20 protein-coding genes are annotated in these 25,231 nt (G+C 65.0%); 12 read left to right on the forward strand and 8 right to left on the reverse strand.

Features of this window, described 5'->3' with window-relative positions:
- The first annotated feature begins 370 nt into the window (after positions 1 to 370).
- The 3 genes from ACIPQB_RS22855 to ACIPQB_RS22865 all read left to right on the forward strand — a co-directional run bounded on the left by ACIPQB_RS22855 (position 371) and on the right by ACIPQB_RS22865 (position 6,388).
- Positions 371 to 3,220, forward strand: coding sequence for a TonB-dependent receptor plug domain-containing protein (locus ACIPQB_RS22855; protein ID WP_446487547.1), 2,850 nt, complete (start codon positions 371 to 373; stop codon positions 3,218 to 3,220).
- Between the two features lie 66 nt (positions 3,221 to 3,286).
- Positions 3,287 to 3,949: a putative 2OG-Fe(II) oxygenase gene (locus tag ACIPQB_RS22860; RefSeq protein WP_446487548.1), complete on the forward strand. Its 663-nt coding sequence runs from the start codon at positions 3,287 to 3,289 to the stop codon at positions 3,947 to 3,949.
- A gap of 129 nt (positions 3,950 to 4,078) precedes the next feature.
- Positions 4,079 to 6,388: a heparinase II/III domain-containing protein gene (locus ACIPQB_RS22865; protein WP_446487549.1), complete on the forward strand. Its 2,310-nt coding sequence runs from the start codon at positions 4,079 to 4,081 to the stop codon at positions 6,386 to 6,388.
- A gap of 52 nt (positions 6,389 to 6,440) precedes the next feature.
- On the opposite strand, the gene ACIPQB_RS22870 is transcribed toward ACIPQB_RS22865, so the two are convergent.
- From ACIPQB_RS22870 to ACIPQB_RS22880, 3 genes are all read right to left on the reverse strand, one after another.
- Positions 6,441 to 7,811 carry a glycosyl hydrolase family 28 protein gene (locus ACIPQB_RS22870; RefSeq protein WP_446487550.1) on the reverse strand — a complete coding sequence of 457 codons (1,371 nt, stop codon included), beginning with the start codon at positions 7,809 to 7,811 and terminating at the stop codon, positions 6,441 to 6,443.
- A 482-nt stretch (positions 7,812 to 8,293) separates the two neighbouring features.
- The gene (locus tag ACIPQB_RS22875; RefSeq protein WP_446487551.1) at positions 8,294 to 9,190 is read right to left on the reverse strand and encodes an alpha/beta fold hydrolase; all 897 of its coding nucleotides are present in this window, start codon (positions 9,188 to 9,190) and stop codon (positions 8,294 to 8,296) included.
- A 128-nt stretch (positions 9,191 to 9,318) separates the two neighbouring features.
- Entirely contained in the window at positions 9,319 to 9,999 is a 681-nt protein-coding gene (locus ACIPQB_RS22880; protein ID WP_446487552.1) for an isochorismatase family protein, read from the reverse strand.
- A gap of 308 nt (positions 10,000 to 10,307) precedes the next feature.
- Between ACIPQB_RS22880 and ACIPQB_RS22885 the strand changes: the two genes are divergently transcribed.
- Together ACIPQB_RS22885 and ACIPQB_RS22890 are read left to right on the forward strand one after the other, a co-directional pair.
- Positions 10,308 to 11,066 carry an alpha/beta hydrolase gene (locus tag ACIPQB_RS22885; protein ID WP_446487553.1) on the forward strand — a complete coding sequence of 253 codons (759 nt, stop codon included), beginning with the start codon at positions 10,308 to 10,310 and terminating at the stop codon, positions 11,064 to 11,066.
- Between the two features lie 91 nt (positions 11,067 to 11,157).
- Positions 11,158 to 12,147 (forward strand): alpha/beta fold hydrolase, encoded by a 990-nt coding sequence (locus tag ACIPQB_RS22890; RefSeq protein ID WP_446487554.1) that lies wholly within the window; start codon positions 11,158 to 11,160, stop codon positions 12,145 to 12,147.
- A gap of 35 nt (positions 12,148 to 12,182) precedes the next feature.
- Here ACIPQB_RS22890 and ACIPQB_RS22895 read toward each other — a convergent pair whose 3' ends face one another.
- Entirely contained in the window at positions 12,183 to 12,785 is a 603-nt protein-coding gene (locus ACIPQB_RS22895) for a winged helix-turn-helix domain-containing protein (RefSeq protein ID WP_446487555.1), read from the reverse strand.
- Between the two features lie 530 nt (positions 12,786 to 13,315).
- Here ACIPQB_RS22895 and ACIPQB_RS22900 point away from each other — a divergent pair.
- Positions 13,316 to 16,033 carry a PAS domain-containing sensor histidine kinase gene (locus ACIPQB_RS22900; RefSeq protein ID WP_446487556.1) on the forward strand — a complete coding sequence of 906 codons (2,718 nt, stop codon included), beginning with the start codon at positions 13,316 to 13,318 and terminating at the stop codon, positions 16,031 to 16,033.
- Entirely contained in the window at positions 16,017 to 16,667 is a 651-nt protein-coding gene (locus tag ACIPQB_RS22905; RefSeq protein WP_446487557.1) for a response regulator transcription factor, read from the forward strand. The genes ACIPQB_RS22900 and ACIPQB_RS22905 overlap by 17 nt, the downstream gene beginning before the upstream one ends.
- Positions 16,668 to 16,711: 44 nt before the next feature.
- Here the strand turns inward: ACIPQB_RS22905 and ACIPQB_RS22910 are convergent, their stop codons facing one another.
- A complete protein-coding gene (locus ACIPQB_RS22910) occupies positions 16,712 to 17,677 on the reverse strand; it encodes a proline iminopeptidase-family hydrolase (protein ID WP_446487558.1) in 966 nt (321 codons plus the stop codon).
- Between the two features lie 138 nt (positions 17,678 to 17,815).
- On the reverse strand, positions 17,816 to 18,346 hold the full coding sequence (locus tag ACIPQB_RS22915; RefSeq protein ID WP_446487559.1) for a helix-turn-helix domain-containing protein: 531 nt from the start codon (positions 18,344 to 18,346) through the stop codon (positions 17,816 to 17,818).
- 413 nt (positions 18,347 to 18,759) lie between these two features.
- Between ACIPQB_RS22915 and ACIPQB_RS22920 the strand changes: the two genes are divergently transcribed.
- From ACIPQB_RS22920 to ACIPQB_RS22930, 3 genes are all read left to right on the forward strand, one after another.
- Entirely contained in the window at positions 18,760 to 19,437 is a 678-nt protein-coding gene (locus tag ACIPQB_RS22920; protein ID WP_446487560.1) for a toll/interleukin-1 receptor domain-containing protein, read from the forward strand.
- Between the two features lie 690 nt (positions 19,438 to 20,127).
- On the forward strand, positions 20,128 to 20,805 hold the full coding sequence (locus ACIPQB_RS22925) for a helix-turn-helix domain-containing protein (RefSeq protein ID WP_446487561.1): 678 nt from the start codon (positions 20,128 to 20,130) through the stop codon (positions 20,803 to 20,805).
- A gap of 79 nt (positions 20,806 to 20,884) precedes the next feature.
- Positions 20,885 to 21,613: a dienelactone hydrolase family protein gene (locus tag ACIPQB_RS22930; protein ID WP_446487562.1), complete on the forward strand. Its 729-nt coding sequence runs from the start codon at positions 20,885 to 20,887 to the stop codon at positions 21,611 to 21,613.
- Between the two features lie 312 nt (positions 21,614 to 21,925).
- On the opposite strand, the gene ACIPQB_RS22935 is transcribed toward ACIPQB_RS22930, so the two are convergent.
- Together ACIPQB_RS22935 and ACIPQB_RS22940 are read right to left on the reverse strand one after the other, a co-directional pair.
- Positions 21,926 to 22,663 carry a hypothetical protein gene (locus tag ACIPQB_RS22935; protein WP_446487563.1) on the reverse strand — a complete coding sequence of 246 codons (738 nt, stop codon included), beginning with the start codon at positions 22,661 to 22,663 and terminating at the stop codon, positions 21,926 to 21,928.
- 79 nt (positions 22,664 to 22,742) lie between these two features.
- Positions 22,743 to 23,810, reverse strand: coding sequence for an RES family NAD+ phosphorylase (locus ACIPQB_RS22940; protein ID WP_446487564.1), 1,068 nt, complete (start codon positions 23,808 to 23,810; stop codon positions 22,743 to 22,745).
- 375 nt (positions 23,811 to 24,185) lie between these two features.
- On the opposite strand from ACIPQB_RS22940, the gene ACIPQB_RS22945 reads away from it, so the two are divergent.
- Complete coding sequence (locus ACIPQB_RS22945) at positions 24,186 to 24,557, forward strand: hypothetical protein (protein WP_446487565.1); 372 nt, start codon at positions 24,186 to 24,188, stop codon at positions 24,555 to 24,557.
- Positions 24,558 to 24,691: 134 nt separating this feature from the next.
- Positions 24,692 to 24,952, forward strand: a complete 261-nt coding sequence (locus tag ACIPQB_RS22950; protein WP_446487566.1) for a hypothetical protein — start codon at positions 24,692 to 24,694, stop codon at positions 24,950 to 24,952.
- Positions 24,953 to 25,231 lie beyond the last annotated feature (279 nt).

A 25,231-nucleotide genomic window follows, 5' to 3' on the forward strand; every position in this document is an offset into this window, starting at 1 on the left:
TATCAAACTACCATTTCTGGTAAATTCTGCGGATAGTTGAATTAATAACGGTTGTTGCCATTGATGTCCGCGCCGATATGAGCAGTAGGCGTCACCCACGGTCGCGAAACTCTGGGCACGATGGGGCGATCATTCCTTGGTCTATCGAGCGTTGGAAAGCCGTTGACAGTCCGTGAAACGTGCTGGTATCGATAACAGTATAGCCGATCGGGGGCGTTCCGGCGCCTTCGATTTCGATGGCGCGGTCGGTGATCCGAGCGCCGACAACGGCTCTGGGCGAGATCGGACAAAGTTCCGAAGGGGAGGAAAAATGGGTGGTCACAACCCTCAGCGCGGCTCGCGTCGCGCCACGCAGGTTTCTCAATTGGTCATGGCTCTGGCCGTCGGCGCGAGCGCCCTGTCGGTGACGGCGGCCCACGCCCAGTCGGCGGCGCCGAAGGCTGCCGCCGGAAAGCCGGCGCCGATGAAGGGCCAGGTCGAGGGCGAGACCTCGGCCGTCGACGAAGTCATCGTCACCGGCGTCATGGCCGGCACCGCGGCCAAGAAGGCCAATGTGTCCTTCTCGGTGCTGAACGAAGACGACATATCGAAGTTCACGCCGATCAGCGCCGACGACATGCTGCGCGACATGCCCGGCGTGGTCGTCGAATCCAACGACGGCGTGGCGCGCAACGAGGTCTTCACGCGCGGCATGACGATCGGAACGGGCGCCAACACCTCGGGCTATTTCTGGACGACCATCCTGGAAGACGGCCTGCCGGTGGTGCCGTTCAAGTTCAGCGGCTTCCAGGATGGTTACTTCTACCGCGCGGATATTTCGACCAGCCGGGTCGAGTCGGTCCGCGGCGGTTCGTCGGCGACCGGCGTGACGACCTCGGTGGGCTCCACGTTCAACTACATCACGGGGGCAGTCAGGCCAGGTGGGGTCATCCAAACCCGTCTCGGCTTCGAGGGGGAGGACCTTCACCTGTCGTGGAAGCAGGTCGACGGGTCCTATGGCTGGGTCAACAAGGCCGGCGACGCCGGCATCGGCGTCAGCGGCTTCTATCGCCGGTCCAACGGACAGGTGAACCCGGGGTGGGACCTGAACCACGGCGGGCAGTTCAAGGTGAACCTCTACAAGGAATATCAGGGCGGCGGCGGGTCGGGCTCCTTCAATGTGATCCTGAAGCACCTGGACGACACAAACGCCGAACTGACGACCTTCCAACAACCAGCCTATGGCTACCAGGATGGGCAGGAGATCCCCGGCTTCGGCCGGGATGTGAACCTGTTCATGAACGGCGGCGAGCAGACCGTTCCGAACTACTTCAAGTCCGGCAGCCACACGCTCGATCCGTCAGCCGGCTATCGCTACAAACAGGATGCGATTTCACTCAACTGGCGTCACGATACGGACGGCGCCTGGGGCTTTACGGGCGCGCTGCGTCTTCAAAAGTCCGACTACCGGGGCCAGTCCTACAAGCCCCAGGGCCTGGCTTCGCTGGCCTCGGCGGCGGCGACGCGCGAGCGTTTCGGCCTGAACATCAACAACCTCGATCGTACGCCCGGCTACTACGAACTCTACAATGCGGCCGGCGCGATGGTCGCCAGGATCGCCAACAACGTCGCCGGCTCGCAGCTGGGGACGAACTATCGCACTGGCGCGGCCTGTCCGCGCGTCACGGCGACCACGTGGCAGTCCAACAGCCTCTGTATCGTGGCCAATAGCCTGCCCAATCGTGACATCGACATGCGTGGCGGGCTGGTCACCGCCACCATCCCGAACGCGAACGGAACCTTCAATTCCGGGGTCGTGCCGGTCGCCAGCGCTTCGCAGGACCTGGTGCTGCTGACCCGGGCGGAGGACAACGACCGCGGATCAAAAGATTTCATGGGCAACTTCACCGCCAGCTACCACGGGGAGTCCTACAACCTGAATTTCGGCGTCTACCTGGCCCGATCCAACCAGGCCAACGACAACTGGGCCAACGGCCTGGGCGTGTCGGCCTGGGCCGACGGGCAAGTCCAGAACCTGAACGTCAAATACGTCACGGCATCGGGAACGACCTATCAACTGACCGACGCCGGCGGCTGGGGCTCCTATGGCAGCGGCCTGTTCACCACGGTGTCGCAGCGGGCGAAGATCCTGGAGGTCTCGCCCTATGCCGGCTTCAACTGGTCGCCGGGCCACTGGGACTTCAATGGCAGCATCAAGTACCAGCACTTCAACGCCAAGACCTATTCCGAGACCTGGGACACGCGTAACGCCGGCGCCGCCTCGCTGACAAATGGCGGGCTCGATGGCGATCCGCTGACCGTCTACGACAACGTCTACATGACCCAGACGGCGTCGAAGATCATCCGCGCCGACAGGGCCCTCGGCGTCGTCGACTACAGCGTGTCCGTCGGGTACAATTTCAACGACAAGCACAAGATCTACTACCGGTACACCGACGCCAAACAACCCGCGGCGGGCGTCATCAACCGCTACTCGACCGCGGCGACGTTGGTTCGTCCGCTTGGCCCGACGGCCTTCATCAAGGGCCACGAACTGGCCTATACGTTCGGTGATCGCAAGTTCAACGGCCAGATCACCTATTTCTACCAGAACTTCGCGGTGAACGATTATCCGACGGCGGTCGACAAGGACAACGTCTCGACCTACCTGCTGCCGGAAAACTTCAACAAATACTTCACGCGCGGGGTCGAGTCCTGGGGCAAGTGGCGGATCACGCGGAACCTCGAATGGTCGCCGTCGGTGACCTACCTGAACGGCAAGACGACCGAGGCCTACAACTGGCTCAACACCGGCGCCAACGGCCTGGGTGTGGATGACGATGTCCTGCGCGTCGACGCGGGGATCCTGGCCCGGTCTCCGAAGTGGACGGTGAGCAATACCATTTCCTATCGATACAAGGACTTCCGCTTCAACGTCCGTCACCGCTGGATGGACGAACGCAAGCTCAACACCAACGCCCTGGACCACCGTTTCCTGCCCAAGCAGGACAACGTGGATGTCTCGGTGCAATACGAAGGTCTAGCCAAGACCAAGGTCACCCTGGACGTTCGAAACCTGCTCAATACGCAATATATCTCGGCCTACGATCCGATGATCAGCGCCAACCTCCCGGCCAACGTCCAAATCTATGACGTCGTCGCGCAACTGCCGGAGTCGGGCTTCCTGCTGAAGCGCAATGCGCCGCGGTCGGTGTGGTTGACGGTCCGCAAGGAGTTCTAGGCGACTTTGACTGGGGGATCGGGCGGCCCCCGCGGCTTTCATCGAGCGTCCCGGGCGAGGCAAGGCATGACCAGCGACTACGACCTGAAGCTTGTTGCGCCGTTCAGCCCGACGATCATCAAGGCGACCATGCCTGCGAGCATGGTCGACCAGTTGAACGCGCGCATCGACGAGATCATCAAGCGCAAGGACGAGGTCGCAGCCCGCGACTGGTCCAAGCATCTGGCCGGCGTCGTCAGCACCGAGATCCGGTTCACCGACGTGATCGGCCAGATGCCCGAGGTCACCGACTTCCTCTACGATGTCGCGCGCACCTACGCCTACCGCTGCGAAAATGCGCTGATGCACTATGGCGATTACCAGCGCACCGAGGAACTCGAGGACAAGAAGCTGCAGATCCAGATCAAGGAAGGCTGGATCAACGACATGGTGGCCGGCGACTACAATCCGGCCCACTTCCACCAGGGGTGCCTTTTCAGCAGCGTCGGGTTCCTGCGCGTGCCGCCGGGCTACGAGGCGGAGTTCCAGGCCGACAAGGCCCGCCAGAACACCGCCGGCTGCCTGCAGTTCATCGACAGCCGTAGCGCCGTCGGCGTCCGCAACCTGTTCGTCGTCAAGCCGGTCATGGGCGAGTTCTACCTTTGGCCGTCCTGGATGCTGCACTGCGTCTATCCGTTCAGGAGCCCGGGCGTGCGCCGAAGCATCGCGGTCAATCTCTCGCTGGCCTAAGCGTCGTTCGCAGGGACCGTCTTGTGATAGTTTTTGATATCGATATCATCTTCAGGGCCGACTGATGCTCGCTTCGTCGGCCCGGCTGTCGCGGCAAGACACAATGAGAACAATGGGAGGAGGCGCTTGGTGCGCGGTGTGATGTGGCGGGTTTCCTGCCTGGCCCTGGCGGCGTGTTTCATCGGCGGGCCGGCCCAGGCCCAGACGCTGCGCTCGGGGCATCCGTACCTCACCTTCAGCGACAAACACGTCGCGCAGTTCAAATCGCGCGTGACCGAGGACCCGGACGCCAAGGCCGCCTGGATGCATGCGCACGGACAAGCCGACGAGGCGCTGTCGCGCAAACCCACCAACGACCGCGAGCTTAACGCCGCCTTGATGGACCTGTCCTTGGCCTATCGCATGACCGGCGAGCGTCGCTACGCCGATCGCGCCAAGGCCTTGCTGGATGTCTATGCGGCGCGGTCCAACTGGGTGACCGACAAGCCTTTGCTGGCCCGCACGCCGGTCTGGAACTCCGACCTTGGCATGGGCACGAGCGCCTATGTCTATGGCCTGACCTTCGATGCGATCTACGACACGCTGACCCCCGCTGAGCGCGACCGGCTCGCCAAGGCGCTGGTCAAGGGCGCCATCAAGCCGACCCTGGCCGACTGGATCGACGGCGCCGAGCGGATCCACAGCCTCGACACCATGGGCCACAACTGGTTCAGCCACATTGTCTTCGGGGCCGGCGTCGCGGCCATTGCGGTCAAGACCGAGGAGCCCCAGGCCGACGCCTGGATCCGGCGCATCGACGAGGCCTCCGAAGAGTGGGCCAACTACGACGGCAGCGCGATCGAGACCAAGCCCCAGCACTTCGCGGCCAATGGCGCCTTCGTCGAGAGCATCAACTACGCCGACTTCGCCGCCGAGGGCTATCTGCGGTTCAGGCGCGCCTGGCTCGACGCCTTCACCGAAAAGCCCGCGCCGACGCCGCGTCTGGCCGGCATCGCGGATTTCTTCATCCAGAACCTCTACCCGACCGGTTCGGGGGCGCTGTCGTCCAATTTCGGGGACGGCAATCCGACGGCCAGCGGGGCGCACGCCATCGTCAACCTCTGGGCCAGCGGCGACCAACAATCCCGCTATCTCTGGTATCTCGACACGGTTCGTCCCAATCCCAGCCAGGACGTCTGGAGCGAGCCCGAAAACATGGTGCAATGGCCCGCCGCCAAGACCCGGTCGAGGGCGGCGCGCGGGCCGGGGCTGCCGACGAGCTGGATCGATCGCGACCTGGGCTCGGCGACGATGCGCTCGTCATGGGACCCGAACGCGACGTTCCTGGCGGTCCGCTCGGGCTTCACCTGGAACCACAACCACGCTGACGCCGGCAGCTTCATCCTGTGGCATCGCGGCAAGCAGCTGCTGATCGATTCCGGCAACAGCAACTATGCGCGGCCGGAGTACGACGGCTACTACCGCCAGAGTGTGGCCCATAACGTCGTGACCCTGGACGGCAGGGCCGAACCCTCCAGCAACACCTACGACGGCTCCCATTTCCCCGGGCGGGTGGACCATCTGGTCGATGCCGGCGACCTGCGTTTCGTATGGGCCGACGCCACGGGACCCAACGCCAGCACTTTTGAGCGCAAGTACCGCAGCTTCCTGTGGGTGGGCGACGTGATCCTGGTCATCGACGACCTGAAAGGTTGGCAGCCGGGCCAGTTCGAGTGGCTGATGCACTATGAAGGCGAGGTCAAGCGGCAGGGCCAGGTGATCACGGTCAAGAACGGCGACGCCGAAGTGGCCGTCCAGCCGCTCTTCCCCGAAACCCTGCCCGACGGGGGCCTGCCCACCGACTATCCGGAACTGCTGCGCATGATCCAGGCGACGGGTCTGAAGGACCATGCGCCCGACGAAACCCAGTCCTACCTGCGGCTGCAGGCGCCGACGGTGTCGGACCGCATGAAGTTCGTCGTCGCCCTGACCCCCAACGGCTCGGCCGGCGCGCCGCGGATCGAGCGCGTCGAGACCAAGGACTATCTGCTCGTGAAGGTCCACCAGAAGGGCCAGGTCACGGAGGTCTACTTCAACCTCCTGGCCGACGGGCGCATCCGTCACCGCAACGCCAACGCCAATCTCGGCGGCTGGGAGACCGACGCCTACATCCTGGCGCTGACCTATCCCGAAGGCGGCGGCTCGCAGAAGGCTCAGCGCTGGTTCGTCGCCGACGGCAGCTACCTGCGGCGCGAGGGTCGGGTCGAACTGGACTCCCTGTCCAAGGCCTTCGTCGTCGAGACCGCCGTTGGGCAGGGCGTCGAAGCCAGCATCGAGGGCCAGCCCACCTACGCGATCCGTCTGGCCTGCAACGGCGCGCGATCGATCAAGGTGGACGGCGCGGTCAAGGCCTGCGAACGCGACGTGGCGCTGGTGCGCCGGACGGCCGCGTCGCGCTGACCACGCCGCCCTGGGCGAGATCTGGTCCCTCGCCCAGGAGCCCGACCCGCGCCTATCGGATCTTGAGCCCCAGGACGTCGCCGCCGACGATGATGTCGCCGTCAGCGGCGCTCCTGACGGGCCGACCGCCGATCCGCAGGTTGTCAATCGTCACGTTCTTCACGGCCGTCTGGGGCGACAATCCCTTGATGATCGACGAACTGGGCATGCCCGCGCCGGTGAAGGTAATGTCGCGGAGCACGACGCCATCGACGCCGCGCCCGGCCGCCTTGTTGTAGCGCGGGTTGGCGCCGGCCACGATGTGGATGAGCTTGCCTTCCTCGATGCGGTCGACCCGGATGTTGCTGAAGGTGACGTCGCGGATCATCGTGCCGTCGCCCGAATAGACGGCCATCGCGCCCTCCCAGTCCGGGTCGTCCTCGTCCAGGTTGGCGATGTCGACGTTGTCGAAGGTGATGTCCCGGATCGTCCGCGGATCGGCGTTGTCGCCAAAATGCCCGACATAGAGCGCGTGGGCGACGTCCACCCAGATCCGCATGTTCCGCACCTTGATGTCGAACGTGTCGCCCGGTGGGTTCGGATCGGGGACGCCGGTCTGCGCGGCCTTCTGGCGGCACAGCGGGCAGTCGGCGACCGCGTAGACGACGACCGCGTCGTCGGACACCCGCAGATAACCGTCCGCCACCGTCACGTGCTGGGAGGTGGAGATATTGATCCCGTCGGACCACTTGCCGGACGTGAAGCCAGTCAGGTCGCGCACGCTGACATCGCGCGAGTTGCGGATATTCATGACCCGCGCCGCATCCCTGCGGTCGCTGTTGACGATGATCAACTCCGAGACGTCGACATTGCTGGACTGATCCAGATCAATCGCCCGGCCCGGATCCCAGAGCAGGCCGCGGCCGGAGATCTTCACGTCCTTGACGCCGGTCAGGTCGAACGCGCCCTTCAGCACCGCGCCGCCGTCGAGATAGACGTGCTGACCCGACTTCACCGGGAAATAGTCCGTTCCCGCTGGCGGCGTGTGCAGGCCGGGGCCGAAATAGACGACGTCCTCGCCGATCGGTCGCGAGGAGGGGAGCTTGCCGGCGATGATGTGAAGGTTGTGCAGACGATCGTCGTTGAACTGAAGCGAAAAGCGCTCCGGCCGGGTGAGCGTCATGCGCAGGAGGGCGTTCTCGCGCTGGACCTTCACCGCGCTGGACAGCGGCGCGACCGACACCTGATCGAACCGGCCGTTGTTCTTCAGCACCTCGATCTCGACCGAGCCGTCGAAATCGAAATAGACCATCGATGCATTCTGGTGCGTGTCGGCGTCGATCTGCACGCGATATTCGTAGAGGTCTCGCCACTCGCCGCCGGGCTTGCGGACGCGGACGGTGAAATCGTCATTGTGCGCCGAATACAGGAGAGACTTTGGCACGGGGTAGGTCCGCAGCGTGTCCGCGAGGGTGGCCCCGAACGCGCCCCCACACAACGTCGTCGCGACCAAGGCCGTAGCGATGCGCATGGGCAGATGCCGCTTGCGATCCATGTATCCTCCCCGTCGTCATGGCCCGATCGAGCCGGCTGACTTTGATATTGGTATCGATACCTAAGCAGTCGCTGGATGCAAGCCAGGATCAGCGAGCGCGGCGGCCTTCTTGCGGAGAGGCGTTCTTCTGCGTGATGGCGTGGTCGAAGTTCGCCGCGGTCAGTATCCAACTGCAGGGAGGGCGGAAAATCGTCCTTGCCGTCGTACTCGCCCGATAAGGATCTGGGGGCGAAAAAATTGAGTTCAAGAATTGGCGACTGGCGATTTATGCGCAGTTTGTAACACCCGCAACGCTGGGGACCATTGTTCCCAATTCAGAGGGGCCGTTGATCGATGCCAGCCATAGTCGCGCCAAGCGCACGGCCGTTTTATCACGGCACGAAAGTGGATCTTAAGGTCAGATGACGGTCCAGGAAGTCGCGCATGAGGTCGGCGATCTGGCGCCCATGGGTCTCCAGGGCGAAGTGGCCGGCGTCGAGAAAATGCACCTCCGCCTCCGGGAGGTCGCGGCGGAAGGCCTCCGCCCCCTCCGGCAGGAAGAATGGATCTCTCGCGCCCCAGACCGCCAGCAGCGGCGGCTTGCGGGTCCGGAAGTAGTCGTGGATGCGCGGGTAGAGCGCGACGTTGCTGACATAGTCGGCGATCAGCTTCAGCTGGATGTCGTCGTTGCCGGGTCGCGACATCAGGGCATAGTCCAGCCAGTAAGCCTCCGGCGCCACCTGGGTCTCGTCCGGCGCGCCGTGAGTGTACTGCCAGCGCGTGGTCTCCAAGGTCAGCATGGCGCGCATCGTCTCGCGGTTGGTCGGCGAGGGATCGGCCCAATAGGCCCGGGTCGGCGCCCAGCCGTCGCTGAGGCCTTCCTCATAGGCGTTGCCGTTCTGTGAGACGATCGCCGTGACCGCGTCGGGCCGAGCCAGCGCCAGGCGCAGGCCCACCGGCGCGCCGTAGTCGAAGACGTAGATCGCGTAGCGCGCGAGGCCGATCGCGTCGGTGAACGCAGCGATGACCTCGGCCAACTTCGCGAAGCTGTAGTCGAAGCCCTCGGCGACGGTCGTGAAGCCAAAGCCCGGCAAGTCGGGTGCAATCACGTGATAGCGATCGGCCAAGCGCGGGATCAGGTCACGGAACTGGTGCGACGAGGTTGGAAAGCCGTGCAGCAGCAGGATCGCTGGACGCTCAGGGTCCCCTGCTTCGCGGTAGAAGACCGAGACCTCGCCGACCTCGGCGCGGCGTAAAACGACATCGGGACGGATAGGGGCTGGCGACATCGGGACCTCCCGCTCAAAATTTGGGTCAGGCCCGCCCGGCGACGCGTTGGACCGGGCGCGATGGGGCGCTGATCGCCTTGGTCGAGGCGGACGACGGCCACCTCGCCAGGGACGCCCCTCGAGATCCGCTAGACGCCGGCCCGGGCGACGGCCTGGGCCTTTTGGAAGCTTTCCATGACCGCGGCGTAGTTCGGCGCCGCCAAGCCGTAGAGCTTGGCCAGTTCCGCGGCCTCCGGGCGCGCCCAGGTGCGATGCAGCTCGCTGAGCAGCGCATTGGTCGAGGTCGGCTTGACGCCGCCTTGCACGAAGCGGGCAAGACTTGTGCGCGAGGCCATTTCGCTGGGATCGCCTGAGGCGTCGACCACGGCGTAGACGTCGTAGCCGGCCGCGCGCGCATCCAGCGCCGGGAACATCACGCAGACACTGGTCCAGACACCGGCCATGATCAGGGTCTTGCGGCCGGTGGCCTGGACCTGGGCGACGAAGTCGCCGTTGTCCCAGGCGTTCACCTCGCCCTTGCGCGGCACGTAGACGGCGTGGGGCGCCAGCTCGTGGATTTCGGGCATCAGCGGGCCGTTCGAGCCGGAAGGCTCGGACGCGGTCGTGATCACCGGGATGTTCAGAAGCGTCGCCAGCCTGGCGACCATTTCGACATTGCGCCGAAGGTCCGCCACGGCGATGTCCTTGACGGTCTGGAACAGACCCGCCTGGTGGTCCAGCAGCAGGATCACCGTGTCGGCGGGATCCAGGAGGGCCGCGCCGCCACCGGTGGGCAGGACGCTCGACTTTGGGCTCGGCGATATCGTCATCGGATTCCTCGAATTTCCACGCTCGGATCGGCGCCGCCTGGGCGCTCCGTGCAAACGGATAATCCGTCGATCAAACCGAATGAGCCAGTAAAGTGCTGTAAACTTTGGGCCTGCCCTCGGCACAGGATCAGTCTCGCGCCGACATTTCCCTCATAGATTCCATATCACACGGCACTTAATTCTATTACGCCAACACCGACTGCGGTTATTGACCGAGCTTTACCACACATAACCCCTGCGACGACCTTCGATGGACTATCCATTTAGCCAACGCCCGCCTCGGGACCGTTTGCACGATGGAGAACACAATGAAGCGCGCCCTAGCTGGAATGATCGCGGCCCTGGCCGCCTCGGCGGCCGCCAGCGCGGCCCTCGCCGCCGAGAAGCCGGTATCGATCGTGCTCGTGCACGGCGCCTTCGTCGACGCCTCGGGCTGGCGTCCGGTCTACGAACTTCTGTCGAAGAAGGGCTTTGAAGTCCTCATCGTCCAGAACCCGACCATCACCCTGGAGGGTGACGCGATGGCGGCCCGTGAGGCCATCGCCCAGGCCAGGCATCCGGTCATCCTGGTCGGCCACTCCTACGGCGGGGCGGTGATCACCGAGGCCGGGGCCGATCCCAAGGTCAAGGGCCTGGTCTATCTGGCGGCCTTCGCGCCCGACGCTGGCGAGTCCGTCCTGCAACTGGCCAGCACACCGGTACCCGGCGCGCCACCCGCGCCCCTACTGCCGCCCAAGGACGGCTTCATCCAGATCGATCCGGCCAAGTTCGCCTCGGCCTTTGCCGCCGACGTCGATCCGGCGACCACCCATTTCATGGCCGCCTCCCAGGTCCCGTGGGGCCTCGGCGCGGTGGGGGCCAAGATCACCGCGCCGGCCTGGAAGGCCAAGCCCAGCTACTACCTGCTGGCCACGCAGGACCTGATGATCCCGCCGGCGGCCCAGCGGGCGATGGCCGTGCGGGCCAAGGCCACGCTCGTCGAAACGCCGAGCAGCCACGCGGTGATGCTCTCCAAGCCCGGCTACGTCGCCGACTTCATCGAGATGGCGGCTGACGAAACCCAGTAGTCGCGCCGTCCGCCGATCTCGCCGCGCGCCCTGGCGTGGCGAGACCTCTCAAACGCTGAAAACCCCAACCTGAAACTCAAGGAGATTTCCGATGACCCGACTGTTCACGTCCCTGGCGCTCGCCGCCGCCACCTTGGCCGCCACCACCCTGGCGACCGCGCCCCACGCCCTGGCCGCTCCGGCCCCGAAGGCTGCGATCACGCGCCTCGCGCCGCCGGTGATTCACTACCGGACCGCCACGGTCGACGGCGTGAAGGTCTTCTATCGCGAGGCCGGTCCGGCCGATGGTCCGGTGGTGCTGCTGCTGCACGGCTTTCCGACCTCGTCGCACATGTTCCGCAACCTGATCCCGCTGCTGGCCGACAAGTACCGGGTCATCGCGCCGGACTATCCGGGCTATGGCCAGAGCGACGCGCCGGACCACACTAAGTTCGCCTACACCTTCGCCAACCAGGCCGACGTCGTCGACAAGCTGGCGACCCAACTGGGGGCCAAGCGCTACGCCCTGTACGTCATGGATTACGGCGCGCCGATCGGCTACCGCCTGGCGCTGAAGCACCCCGAACGGGTCAGCGGCCTGATCGTGCAGAACGGCAACGCCTACAATGAAGGCCTGCAGTCGCCGTTCTGGGATCCGATCAAGGTCTACTGGAAGGACCGCTCGCAGAAGAACCGCGACGCCCTCAACAGCCTGGTCACCCTGGACATCACCAAGTTCCAGTACACCGACGGCATGGGCGACGTGGCGCGCATCAGTCCCGACAACTGGGTCCACGACCAGGCCCTGCTCGACCGTCCGGGCAACCGTGACGTCCAGCTGGACATGCTCGGAGACTACGGCTCCAACGTGCCGTTCTATCCGGACTTCCAGAAGTTCTTTCGCGATCGCCAGCCGCCGACGCTGATCGTCTGGGGCAAGAACGACAAGATCTTCCCCGAGGAAGGCGCCCATCCCTATCTGCGCGACCTGCCCAAGGCCGAGATCCACATCCTCGACTCGGGCCACTTCGCCCTGGAGGACCGTCTCGACGTCATGGCGCCGCTGATCCACGACTTCCTGGACCGCAAGGTCGCCAACTAGACCTGGCACCTACGCATCCGATGTCCGCGACGCGCTCAGCGCGCCGCGGACATAACGCGTTGGGGTTGGGCGAAAACGCCCTCGATCCAGGCCTCGTCACGGGCGGTCAGCTCGATGCACAGGACCCGGCGTGACGTCGCCGACGCCGCGCCCACCCCGGCCTCGCCCGGCAGGTCGACGACCACCGAGCGCATCGCCTGCGTCAGCAAGGCGACCATGTTGTGGAACCGCTCCTCCAACGGGCCGACGGGCGCGGGATGGGCTTCGCCGACGAGGGGCTGCGGCGACGCCATGGCCGCGAGGGTCGTGGAGGCCTCGCTGCATTCGACAGGCGCGATGAACCGGTAGCCTCGACCGTTCACGGTGGCGATATAGTGGGCGAGGTCCGCGTCGTCGTCGAGCGCACGGCGCAAGGCGGCGATATGGACCTTGAGATTTCCCTCGACGACCGTGGTGCTGGGCCAGGCCTCTTCCAGCAACTCGCGCTTGCTGAGCACTTCGCCGGGACGTTGGACGAAGGCGGTCAGCAGATCCAGGGCCCGGCACCCGATGCGAACGGCCTGGCCGTTCTTCAGCAGGAGCTGGCGCCGCGGGATGAACAGATACTCGCCGAAGGCGAAGGTCGGAGCGTGGGTCATGAGCACGTCGCTCCGTTCCGCAGGTCCACGCCACCCGCATCGCGGCGGCGGATTGATTTCCAAAGGTTCGACAAGCCACCCTCCTCTGATTGTGCTTCGAGGCTAGGGCGCGGCGTCGGAAGGGTTCAATTCGTCCATGGTCGCGCTCCTATCCCCGCGGGGCGTGTCGCGCTCGACCTTCGTCTAGGCGGACCTGGCGCCTCGCGCGGCGCGGCTCCTCGGCGCCCCTTCGGATCGCACCGACGGCCGACGAGCCCGGTCTCGAGGCCGCCTCGCGCCCAATGATCACCTTCGCCCTAGCCGAAGGTCGAACGCGCCTAGACCTTGGTCAGGTGGAAGCAGGGCCTGGATCACGCTAGTTTAAGGCCACGCCGGACAGGCAGGACAAAGGCCCCTCGTGGCGCCGCCGCACGTCACGCCCCAGACAGCCGAAAGATCAGATTCTGGAACAGCTCTATAGCGACATCGAGCGCCTGAGCCTTCTGCCCGAAACGTGGAAGGGCCTTGACCCGACCTCGATCGCAGAGGGCGTGCTCGACACCCTGCTCGACATGCTCGCGCTGGATTTCGTGGGCCTGCGCTTCAACGACACCACACACATTTTCCTGCGCGTGGCCCCGGCTTTCGGCGACACGTGTTCGACCGAGGCGATCCGCGCCGCGTTGGAGATCTGGTCCGCCACCGGCGCGCCCGAGGTCATGCAGACCGTGGGCGGGGGGGCGATGTCGGTGGTCCAATGCCCCCTGGGCGAGAACGCCAGCATCGGCGTGATCCTGGCTGGCGCACGCCGCGTCGCCTTCCCGGATCGAATGGAGCTGTCCAAGCTCAGACTCGCCGCGTCACAGGCCGGGCTGGCGTGCCGCGAGATGCGCGACCTCAGCGACCGCCAGCCGCCCGCGGATTTCCGCGACAAACCCCTTTCCGAGGCGGCCTTGGCGGAAAGCGAATGGCGGCTGCATCTTACCATCAACACCATCCCGACCATGGCTTGGTCGACAACGCCGGATGGACTGATCGACTTCTGTAACCAGAACTTCGTCGACTATGTCGGGTGGACGGCCGAGGAGATCAGCGGCCAGGGGTTCTGGCCGATCTTCCACCCGGACGACACCGCTCACCTGCTGGCCTCCTGGCAGGAGATCCTGGCCACCAAGCGTCCCCGCGACGTCGAGGGCCGCATCCGGCGCGCCGATGGCCAGTACCGCTGGTTCGTGCTGCGGCAGAACCCGCTGTTCGACGCGGATGGCGCCGTCATCAAGTGGTATGGCGCCGGCGCCGACATCGAGGATCGCAAGCGCGCCGAGACCGCGCTCGAAGTGGCTCAGGCCGCCCTGCTGGCCAGCGAGCAGAACCTCAACCTGATCATCAATTCGCTGCCGGTCCTGGTCTGGTCGGCGCGGCCCGACGGCAGCGCCGATTTCATCAATCAAAGCTGGCGTGAGTACGCCGGGGAACCGGCTGACAAGATCCTGGAATGGGGCTTCTTGGATCTCTACCACCCCGACGACGTGGCGGGCATGGTCGAGATCTGGAAGCGGGATCTGGCCCACAGCGATCAGACCTCGCTGAAGGGGCGTATCCGCGGCGCCGATGGCCAGTACCGCTGGTTCTATTTCGCGGGCCGCAAGCTCACTGACGCCAATGGCGTGGTGCGATGGTTCGGATGCAACGTCGATATCGAGGACCTGCAGCGGAGCGAGGACGCTCTACGGACGAGCGAGACCGCCCTTCGGGAAAATGAGCGCCGGCTGCGGCACATCATCAATGCGGTGCCCGGTCTTGTCTGGTCGGCAGACGATGGCGGCGCGATCACGTTCCTGAGCCAGCAATACCTGGACTATATCGGTCAAGACGCGGCTTCGGCCTTGGCGGGCGGCTGGGTGGACGCGATCCACCCGGAAGACGCCGATGGGCTTCTCGGCGCGTGGGCGCTGGCCTTGGCGCAAGGCCGCGCCAGCGAACACGAAGCGCGGCTTCGGCGCGCGGACGGCTGCTATCGCTGGATGCTCTTCCGCGCGAGCCCGTCCCATGACGAGACCGGACAGGTGATGGAATGGTTCGGCGTCAATATCGACGTCGAGGACCGCAAGGATGCGCGAGATGCGCTTCGGGCCAGTGAAGCCGCGCTGCGCGAAAGCGAGCGGCAGCTCCAGCAGATCGTCTCATCGATCCCCGGCCTGACCTGGAAGGCCGACGCCGAAGGCAACATCACCTTCTGGAGCCAGAGCTTCCTGGAGTATGGCGGCGCCACGAACGAGGAGATCCTCGGCTATGGCTTCATGAACTACCTCCACCCGGAAGATCATGAGCGGGTCCTGGAAGTCTGGAACGGAATTCTGCAATCCGGAACCCAGGGGGAGTCGGAGGTGCGCATACGACGGGCCGACGGCCAGTACAGGTGGTTCCTGTGGCGGGCCAGCCCGTTCTTCGACGGCGCTGGCAACATCACCCAGTGGTTCGGCATCAACGTCGATATCGAAAACCGCAAGCGCGCAGAGGAGAACCTGCGTCAAAGCCAGAACGAACTGGCCCACGTGACGCGGATGACGACCATGGGCGAACTCGCGGTCTCGATCGCACATGAGGTCAACCAGCCCCTGATGGCGGTCGTCACCAACGCCGGGGCTTGCCTTCGCTGGCTGAATGGAGACCCGCCGGATCTGGCCATGGCGCGTCAGGCCGTCGAGCGCATCGTGCGTGACGGACACCGGGCAGGCGACATCATCACCAGCCTGCGCAATCTGGCGCGCAAGTCCGCGCCGCGCCTGGATCGGGTGTGCCTGGATCAGGTTATCCCGGTGGTGCTTGACCTGCTGCAGGGAGAGTTCAGGCGCCACGGCGTTGTCGCCAAAGCGGAGCTCAGTGATTTCAGCATTACCATCCGCGGCGACAGCACCCAGTTGCAGCAGGTCGTGCTGAACCTGGTCATGAACGCCGTCGAGGCAATGGCCAGCGCGGCGGCGAGCGCACGACGCCTGACCGTCAGCGCCGAAATCCACGACGGCGACGCGCTGGTGACGGTTGCGGACACCGGACCGGGACTGGGGGCCGAAGATCCCGATCGCCTGTTCGAGGCGTTCTTCAGCACCAAGACCGAGGGGATCGGCATGGGCCTTTCAATCTGCCGCTCGATCATCGAAGCCCATGGGGGCAGAATCTGGGCTTCCAACAATGGGGCGCGTGGCGGCGTCTTCAGTTTCACCCTGCCCTTGGCGGAAGGATACGGCGTTGATGTCTCCAACGGCTAAGGACGGCGAGGGCGAGCGCGTCGTCGTCGTCATCGATGACGACGAAAGCGTGCGCGAAGCGCTACGCGGTCTCTTCCAATCGGTGGGGCTGGTGACGGAGCTCTACGGCTCGGTGCAGGCGTTTCTCGACGCCGGCCGACGGAACCAAGCGGGGTGCATCGTTCTGGATATCCGCCTGCCGGGTCGCAGCGGCCTTGAGTTTCAGGAGGCCCTGGCCAGGAGCGGCGCGGCCCAGTCGGTCGTGCTCATCAGCGGCCATGTCGACGTCCAGATGGCGGTTCGGGCGATGAAGGCCGGCGCCATCGACGTGCTGACCAAACCCGTGCGCGAGCAAGATCTTCTGGAGGCCGTGAACAGGGCCTTGGCCGCCGACCAACAACGCCGGGAAGAGGCCAAGGGCGGGCTGGCGCTGCGCGCGCGACACAGGACTCTCTCCGAACGTGAGCGGCAGGTTTTCGCCTTGGTGGCGGCCGGCTTGCTGAACAAGCAAATCGCCGATCGCGTCGCCATCACCGAAGCGACCGTCAAACTTCACCGCAGCCAGGTCATGAGGAAGATGGAGGCTGGGTCCTTGGCCGATCTGGTGCGAATGGCCGACCTGCTGGCCAAGGCCGAGGCGAGCCCGGAACGCTGAGCCGGGCGTCTCGCCGGGGACGGGTGGCCGTCCCCGGCGAGGGCTCAGGCCTCGTTCACGAAGCTGCGCAGCAGGGCGTTATACTGCTCCGGTTTCTCGTTCATCGTGAGGTGCGAGCACCCGGTCATCACGGCCAGGCGCGCCTTGCCGGCGATGCCGTCGCGAAGGGTCTCATGGCAGTCGAGGGTGACCTCGTCGAACTCGCCGGTGGTGATCAGGGTCCTCTGGGTGATCGCCTTGAGGTCCTTGCGACGATCCCAATCCTTGATCTTGCCGACGATGGTGAACTCGTTGGGCCCGTTGAGCACGCGATAGGCCGGCGACTTGGTGAGCGCCTCCAGCGTCGCCAGCACCTCGGGGCTCGGCGGAACCCGCAGCACGAAGGTGTCGTAGAACTTCTGGACAAGCTCCGCGTACTCGGGCGTGGCCGTCTCACCCGCCTTCTCCAGGGCATGGATCTTGGCGCTCCAGCCTTCAGGCATGGTGGCGAACAGGCGATCGAAGCCAGCCATAACCTGGGGAATGCTGGCCATGGCGCCGCTCAGGATCAGGCGCTCGACGCCCCTGCCCCGCCCTTGGCAGAGATACTCCACGGCCAGCAAGGCGCCCCACGAATGGCCAAGCAGGAGAACCCGGTCCAGACCCAGAGCGGCGCGCACGGCGTCCACCTCATCGACCGAGCGCTGGATCGAGTAGACGCTCGCGTCTTCGGGGGCGTCCGCTCTGCCGCAGCCGAGCTGATCGTAGAATATCACCGGGCGTTCGTCGGCCAACGCCTGCAACGGGAGGAGATAGTTGTGCGACGAACCGGGGCCGCCGTGCAGCGTCAGCAACGGCGTCTTGCCGCCCGATCCGAACTTTCGCCAAAAGATCCTGCCGCCAGGCACGGCGGCGTAACCCTCGGTCTGGGGCGCGGTGGCGAAGGCGGCAGCCGAAGTCGCCAGGGTCGCGCCCAGCAGTGTCGCGCCCGATTTCAAGGCGCGCCGACGGGTCCAGTTGCTGGTGGTCATGGTCGATACTCCGGAAGATGACTGAAGGGCTTCCCGCTCCTGAACAGCGTCTAACGCCTGCGCGCAGGCGCCACGAGAAAGCGAAATGAAACTCAAGATTTCCAGGAAGGGGCTTGCCGCCCTCGCGGCCGTACCGCGCTAAGCCGACAACCGACTCGTGGCGGCTTGGCGCCGCCACCGTCCCGGCGTGCACCCCATGAGATTACCGAACGTCCGCGTGAAGTGCGCCTGATCGGCAAAGCCGCAGGCCAAGGCGATCTCACACAGCTTGCTGGCGCCGCCGACCAAGAGCCCTCGCGCGCGTTCAACGCGCCGAGCGGCTACGAATCTTGAGAAGGTGACGCCAAAGGACTGACGAAACCGTCTGGAGAAGTAGCCAGGGCTGAGGCGGGCATGAGCCGCCGCCACGCTCAGCGACATCGCGCCGTGCAGGTCCGCGTCGACATAGTCGCGAACCCGTTTGACCTGCCATAGGAGCAGGCCTGTCCAGCGCTCCCCTTGCGCGCGCACCGACGGATCTTGCCCGGTCTGCCGCTCACGGCCGTCGCCGAAGACATCCAGGCGCAAATCGAGCCGCGCGCGGGCGGTCGGAACAAGGGTCATCAGACCAGGCGCGTTCGCGGGCATGACCGCTGGGCGCATCGTCGAAAGGCTTTGGGCACGCTGCATGGGTCGTCTCCGCCATGGGGATTTCACCCGGCAGCCTAGGAGAGACGCGCACCGTCATGGCGTTAAGTGCAGTAAACCTCAGTCAAGTTTGATCTTCAGCGATCGTGGTGCCCAGCGAGTGCGAAACACGAGAGAGGACTGGGTCGCGCCATAAGAAGAACTTGGCTCACCTCCCGGAACCGGACATTTATGTCGCGTGACGTCCTGAAAAGATGCCGCCTGCTACCAAGAACCCAGCAAAGCCCTCGAGGACGCGCCGGCGGCAAGGCGTAGCGTCAAAAGCTTTCGTACGCGGCATTGGCCCCCGGTCCAAATGCAGACATAGATTGAGTACAGAGGCATTATTCGACCTCTCTGATTCGTCGTTGACCGGTACGTAAGGCCTGCGGCGAGCTGCTATTGGGGTGGGCGCTATGGCGGCACAACAACGAGGATCGACGCTAAGAGCCGGCGCGGCTGCTCGTGCAGGCGCAAAGCCGCAGGTCAATATTTTCGTTTCTTACTCACATAAGGATTCAGGCGCGCGCGAGAAGCTCGAAACCCACCTCGCCGCCTTGAAGCGCGATGGCGTCACGACTTGGTTCGATGGCGATATTAACGCCGGCGACGCCTTGGACACAGGTATCGCTCGCGAACTGCGCCAAGCGCATATCTTCGTGGCGCTTCTCAGCCCTGACTACTTGGCGAGTACTTATTGCTGGAAACTTGAGTTCACTCGGGCGATGTCGCATAGGTCACGAGGCCTCGTTCGCGTTGTCGCAGTGGTCGTAAGGCCTTGCGACTGGAAGGCTACAACGGCGGCGCGTTTCAAATTGCTACCAACGGACGGGAAGCCGATCACTGCATGGCGGCCAGCTGACAAGGCCTATCTCGACATCTCTTCTGGCATCCGACGCGTGGTCGGAGCAGTTAGATTGGAACTCGCAGCAAAATCCGCTGCACAGGGCAAAACACCTGTCGCGGCGAAAGCCAAGCCGACGGCGACCAAGGTCGGCAAATCCAAGGCCGGACCGGCGAAACCGAAGACGGTCGCCAAGGCAAAGCCCACAGTGCGCCGCCCTTTACGCAAGCCACGGGTCCCACGGAGCTAGAGCCCCACCGCGATGACCGTTTCTGACGGAGAAACGCGAGATCGTACAATCTGGCCAACTTAGCATTGGTAGAACGATGCCAATTCCGACGCCATATCGCTGCAACAACTGCGGTCACAGGTTCACTGTCGAAGTCCTAACTCCCGAGGAACGGCGTGACGCCGATCGGGAACGCCGGCCGACGTACGCGATTGGGTGCCCGGAATGCCGCCGACAGGACGTTCGTCGGGGGTGGGAGTAGCCATTGCGGCTTTGGGAAACGGCGAACTCGGACTGTGCAGCGCCACGAGCGGACTCTCAGGCCGCGCCAGAAACACGACCGTCGGCCCGGCGCTCCGAAGGCGACGAACGCCCCCTTTCGGACATTCAGCAGGCTCGCTTGAGGGCGCTGCGGGCCAACGCGCCCTCCGCCTTTGAAAGCCCGGTCGCGGGATTGGGAGTCAGCCACGCGCTATTGTTTCCAAAGGCCGAACCTCTGCATGTGGGCCGTGGGCGCGTCGCCGATGATCCAGTAGGTGATAGAGTTCTTAGCGGGCATCGCGCCATCACGAGCACCAAAATACGATCATGTTCAGCCCTCATCGGCCATCGTCACCGCTTCATCCTTACGTGTCAGGATATTGGCGCGTCTCCGATCGAGTCGGAGCCCATCGTGGACGTCCGATCGATACCGCCCCGCGACCGGGCGCGGTGCTGACCGTCAATATCGGACGTCCGAACCGCAGTTCAGACGGCGACCTTACGCCGATGTTCTCGCTCTTGGGGGTTCAGACGCAGGCGCGATCCTGGCGCTCGGATGTCGATACCGATTTCATCATGGCGCTGCTCACCCCGCTGGGCTTGGCGCGTCTTTTCCCCGGCTGCGCTTCCGGCGTCGCGAATTCTCTTGTGGACGCCGGCTCTGTGGTCGGTGATCGCGCCGCGGCGACTCTCCTGAACGAAGCATCCGCGCGTCCGGACAGCCTGGCGGCGGCCCTCGACGGATGGTTACTGGCACGGCTGACCGCCGTCAGGGTTACGGGATCCATCGACTTGTTCGAGGCCGCCTCTCGCGAGCTGACCTATGCGTCGCGCGTGTCGGTCGCAGCGGAAACGCTTGGCGTGACGAGGCGACATCTATCGCGCCTCGTGAAGGAGCACCTGGGGATCGGTCCCAAGGAGCTGTTGGATCTCCATCGCCTCGATCGCAGTCTGAGCGCCGTCCAGGCAGGCTGCGAAGGCGGCGCCGGCTTTTCCGATCAGGCCCACCAAATTCGAGAGTGGCGGCGGCGTCTGCGCACCACGCCGGGCCAATACGCGCGCGGCGGTCGCTCACCGCTCGCCGAAACATTCGGCGGCGCGGACTCATCGGTGACCTATTACCTATAGGTCCTGGGAGTCCCAAAGTTTCAATACAGACGCCGGCGTTCAGCGCCAAGCTCGTCCGACACAGAGCGGGTTGGCGATCATGAACGAGCGCGAAGTAACCTATCGATCCGGCGAGGTGACCATGACCGGTTACATTGTCGATGGCTCGCGCGGCGCACCTGCGCCTGGTGTGCTGATCGGCCACGAGGGCTTGGGCCGAGACGAACGCATGACCATCTGGGCGCGCAAACTCGCAGAGCGGGGCTATGTTGCGCTCGCGCTTGACCTCTACGGCGAGGGCTTATTCTCCTACGAGCAATTCTCCTTCGAGAAGATGATCGCCAAGCATGAGCACATGATGGCGACCCCCGGCTTGATGCTCACCCGCGCCACCGCCGCCTTGGAAACGCTAGCTGCTCAGCCCAACGTCGACCACACTCGGCTGGCGGCGATCGGGTTCTGCCAAGGCGGCATCGTCGCCACGGAACTTGCACGGGCGAGAGCGCCGATCCTGTGCGCCATCGGCTTCCATCCCGGTCTCAAGCGCCCGGCCGGGAGCGTCGACGGGCCGATCGAGGCGAAACTGCTCATGATGGTCGGGGCTCGAGACGCCGTTGTTCCGCCGGAGGATCGCGCCGCCTTCGCCACGGAGATGGAGGAGAAAGGCGCCGATTGGCAGCTTCATCTGTTCGGCGGCGTCGGACACACCTACACGAACCCCCGAGTCGACGAGTTGGTGGTGATGCCAGGGTTTGGCTACGACGCGCGCGCTGAGCGCCGGGCTTGGACGATAGCGTTCTGCCTGCTCGACGAAGTATTTGCCGAGTAACCTTCACGGGCAGTCCTCTCGCTCGATAGCCGAGTCCGCCAGCCACCCACCCAGCCGATCAAAGCGTCCGGTTCTTCGAACCAGTCGCTCCCGGGCGGTCCGGTCTGACCGGCGCCATTAGCCGACATTGGCACTCCTCCAGCAACACGACGTTCGCGGGAGGCGCGCCGAACGCGATTCCGTCGGGCCGCCGTTCGGACCGCATAACCGGAAGCTGGATCACGCCCTTCGCCCGCCGCCAAGCGTAGCGTGAGCGAAGCCTGCCGGGCAGCGTCGATTTCAGGCGAAACTTGGGCGGCTCTGCCCCGCCGGCTACTTGTAGACCGCCTCGGTTCTGGACTGGATGCCGCCCGACAGGGCCTTCAACGTCACAATGACATGGCGGAAGTAGTCGTGGTCTATGATCAGGTCCTCACCGACCTCACCACGCCGCGCGTCCCCAGCCTTCTCGACGTACAGTTTGTTGATGAGGCCGCTGTTGTGGATGATAATGTCCCGCGAGGCCTTGATCTCGATGAAGGCGCGGACGAGCTCTGCGTCCAGTTCGATCGACAGCACCTTGGCGGCCTTGTCCAAATAGTCGGAGGGTTTGCCGAACATCAGCCCTTCGCATTTGAGCGCCACAAAGCGCCGGATCACATCCGCCCGGTCCTCGTGATCGAGAAACAGATCCAGCGGGATCCCGCTCTTGTCGGCGAGCACCGCGAGCTTGGCGGGAAACGCGGTCGCGGCGATAGCGATGCACTCCTGAACGAAGGCTTCCACCCGCGACACCATGGAGATGATGTTGGTTTCGAAGATGCCTCGGTCATGTTGGGCGTAGAAGATGAGGCCGATGTCCTCGTCACGCCGCTTGCTGATCACGACACCCGAGCGCTTGGGCACAGGATAGGGCTTCTTGACCTTGCTCTTGGAGGCCCGAAGCGTCTTGGCGCGCTGGTCCATCTCCGGCCGCATCAGCGCCGTGAAGATCCAGGCGTCGTTGAGATAGCGGTATAGCTTCAGGTGTCGCCGATAGATCTCCTTGGAGACGATGTTGTCCCTGGCCATGTGATCCCCCGTCTGATTGTAGTCTGTGGTTGGATGCGATCGCGCCCTCGAAGCTCGGCGGCGACGGGCGATGGGCCGTTCACCAACGCCGGGCCGGCTCGGGGCAAACCAGGTCCTGACGGTCCTCGAACGCGGCCAGCTGATCGACGGCGTCCGGCGGCGCGAGGATGACGTAGTTGGCCGCGTCGCGCGACTTGATCGACCCGTAGCAGATGGCGTCGAAGCCAGCCGAAAGTGCGCAGTCGGCCACGAAGCGCGAGAAGGCGTATTGGCGCTTGACCCAACCCTCCCCGGTGCGCGGCGCGGCTAGCAGCGCCGAGGCGGTGACCGCGCCCAGGATGTCGAAACCAGGCGCATCCTCCTCGATGGCGTTGAGGTCCAGGACCTTCAGCGGTGGGATGAGGCGGAGCCGCGCCACATGGCACAGCGCCCCCGGCGCGCCCATTTCCGCGGCGGCGGTCTCGGCCGCGTCGGCCAGGTAGACCATCGGCGCGCCGGCATGGTTGAAGCGCCCCTCGCCGACATAGCGGGCCGGGGCCGGACCGAACGTCTCCAGGGCATCTGGGTCCTGTCCCAGCCGCGCGACATCTTCGGCGAACCGCGCCCGGTAGAGCGGCCTGTCGATCGGCGCGGCCACCGCCGCCTGCGCCTGACGCTTGACCTCTTCGAGCACCTGGACCGCGAACGGGTGAGTGAGGATCAGGAACGGTGTCCTTCGGGCGATCGCCAGCAAGGTATCGATGTCGCGCTCGATAGCCTCCACGTCGCTGAACCGATGCTCGTAGAGCCAGATGTTGCAAGCCCCATGCTCGAGGCAGCGCGGGCACTGCACGAGGTGTCTCAGGGTGGAGATCTCCGCCTCGCTGTAGATCCCCGGCAGGCGCGAGTAGTCGACTGCCCAGCGCGCATCCATGGCGTTGCGCTGGAACGCCAGGTTCCGGAAAGCGACATTGGGCCAGCGGGCCTTGAAGCTGTCGTAACAGAAATCGCAGCAGCCGATGCTGGAGGCAAAACTGGAGTCCAGCTCGTCCGACAGGATGTCGTTGAATACTTCGACCTCGTCGGCGGCGATCGGCAGGAACGGGCCAATCTCGCCTTTGGGTTCCAGGGATTGGGCCGGCCGGCAGGAGGTGGTCATCTTCCGCATCGGGTCTGAACTCTCCGGACGATTGCGCGACACGCGGCGCGGAGAGATCGCTATGCCAAATACAAGCCTGGCGGGAAACTAATTGTCACGCTTGCGTCGCTCGCCGATCAGACCGCCCGCCCCGGAAGCTCAGTGGCTCAGTGGCTCAGCGCGGCCCAGCACACATCTGTCTCGCATAGTCGCTTGCGCCATTTGCAGACTCTCGGATCCCTCCAGGAACCGGACATTCAGAGGGGTGCAACCGATGACGGCCCCTCGTGGGGGAGATGTACAGGGAGGCCCGCAGCGGATCCAGCTCCACAGCGAGCGTAGAGGGCGGGAGGAGATGCCTCTAGGGATCGACAAGCTGGACCTACGGATCTAAGTTTCACCGCGATGCGGCACCTGCTTGCCTTCCTGGCCGTCCTGGCCTTGCTGATCAGCCCGGTGACCGCCGCGGCTGCGCAGGTCGAGTGCGCCAAGGTTGGACCCGAGGCTATGGCCGGCATGGCCATGCCGATGGCCCAGTCCACGGACGGCGCCAAGGCCAGCCACGATCCTTGCTGCGACGAGAACCAGAAGTCGCCGCATGACGGCAAGGCCTGCGCTCAGATCTGCGCCGCCCTGTGCGCGACGATCGCCGCGCTTCCCACGTCGGACATCCAGCTCCCGGCCATCAGGCCCATGCGCCTGACGGCCGCGCCCGCTGATCCGCTGCGCACGCACGCGCCACCGCGCGACGAACGACCACCCAAACTGATCGCCTGATCCTGACCCGCGTCTGACGCGGGTCCATCCCGTGCCGTGTCGCCGGGGTCGCGCATCCGCGCCTGCCTGTCGTCACGCCCGGGATCCGAGCACCGCCTTCGCGCGGTCTCCGAACCCTATCAGGACGTATCAGTATGCAAATCTCCAAGACCCTCGCCGCCGCCTTCGCCGCGGCCGCTCTCACCGCGATCGCGGGCTCGCCCGCTCTGGCCTCGCCGTCGACCGACGCCGGCGTCACCTATCGGGCCTCGCCCCCGTCATCGAACCCGCATGACGTCTTCCGCCGCAACATCAGGATCGATGACGCGGAGGCCAAGACCGCCATGGCGATGAAGGACTGTGACTGCCCGATGATGAAGGGCGCCGCCGCGTCCAAGTCGGGCCACGGCGGCTAACGCGCTCATCGTCCGCGCCAAGCCCTGGCGCGGACGATGGAAGCCTGGCGGGGCCCCTCCCCGCCAGGCCTTCGCCTCCAGCCGCCCAAGTTCCACAGTCCATCGTGATCGGATCTCCGATGCGTATCGCCATCACCCTGGCCGCGGCACTCCTCGCCAGCGCCGCCCAGGCCGCACCCCTGACCTACGGCCAAGCCCTCGACACCGCCGCCGCCAACGCCCCGGCGTTGCGTGCCGCCGCCCTGCAGGTCGAGGCCGCCAAGGCCTCGGCCAAGGCGG

Source organism: Caulobacter sp. LARHSG274, assembly GCF_052871235.1.

Excerpts from the sequence above, each read along its gene's own strand:
- ACIPQB_RS22855 (WP_446487547.1), top strand. The coding sequence starts at position 371 with ATGGCTCTGGCCGTCGGCGCGAGCGCCCTGTCGGTGACGGCGGCCCAC.
- ACIPQB_RS22860 (WP_446487548.1), top strand. The coding sequence starts at position 3,287 with ATGACCAGCGACTACGACCTGAAGCTTGTTGCGCCGTTCAGCCCGACG.
- ACIPQB_RS22875 (WP_446487551.1), bottom strand. The coding sequence starts at position 9,190 with ATGTCGCCAGCCCCTATCCGTCCCGATGTCGTTTTACGCCGCGCCGAG.
- ACIPQB_RS22880 (WP_446487552.1), bottom strand. The coding sequence starts at position 9,999 with ATGACGATATCGCCGAGCCCAAAGTCGAGCGTCCTGCCCACCGGTGGC.
- ACIPQB_RS22885 (WP_446487553.1), top strand. The coding sequence starts at position 10,308 with ATGAAGCGCGCCCTAGCTGGAATGATCGCGGCCCTGGCCGCCTCGGCG.
- ACIPQB_RS22890 (WP_446487554.1), top strand. The coding sequence starts at position 11,158 with ATGACCCGACTGTTCACGTCCCTGGCGCTCGCCGCCGCCACCTTGGCC.
- ACIPQB_RS22895 (WP_446487555.1), bottom strand. The coding sequence starts at position 12,785 with ATGACCCACGCTCCGACCTTCGCCTTCGGCGAGTATCTGTTCATCCCG.
- ACIPQB_RS22905 (WP_446487557.1), top strand. The coding sequence starts at position 16,017 with ATGTCTCCAACGGCTAAGGACGGCGAGGGCGAGCGCGTCGTCGTCGTC.
- ACIPQB_RS22910 (WP_446487558.1), bottom strand. The coding sequence starts at position 17,677 with ATGACCACCAGCAACTGGACCCGTCGGCGCGCCTTGAAATCGGGCGCG.
- ACIPQB_RS22915 (WP_446487559.1), bottom strand. The coding sequence starts at position 18,346 with ATGCAGCGTGCCCAAAGCCTTTCGACGATGCGCCCAGCGGTCATGCCC.
- ACIPQB_RS22920 (WP_446487560.1), top strand. The coding sequence starts at position 18,760 with ATGGCGGCACAACAACGAGGATCGACGCTAAGAGCCGGCGCGGCTGCT.
- ACIPQB_RS22930 (WP_446487562.1), top strand. The coding sequence starts at position 20,885 with ATGAACGAGCGCGAAGTAACCTATCGATCCGGCGAGGTGACCATGACC.
- ACIPQB_RS22935 (WP_446487563.1), bottom strand. The coding sequence starts at position 22,663 with ATGGCCAGGGACAACATCGTCTCCAAGGAGATCTATCGGCGACACCTG.
- ACIPQB_RS22940 (WP_446487564.1), bottom strand. The coding sequence starts at position 23,810 with ATGCGGAAGATGACCACCTCCTGCCGGCCGGCCCAATCCCTGGAACCC.
- ACIPQB_RS22945 (WP_446487565.1), top strand. The coding sequence starts at position 24,186 with ATGCGGCACCTGCTTGCCTTCCTGGCCGTCCTGGCCTTGCTGATCAGC.
- ACIPQB_RS22950 (WP_446487566.1), top strand. The coding sequence starts at position 24,692 with ATGCAAATCTCCAAGACCCTCGCCGCCGCCTTCGCCGCGGCCGCTCTC.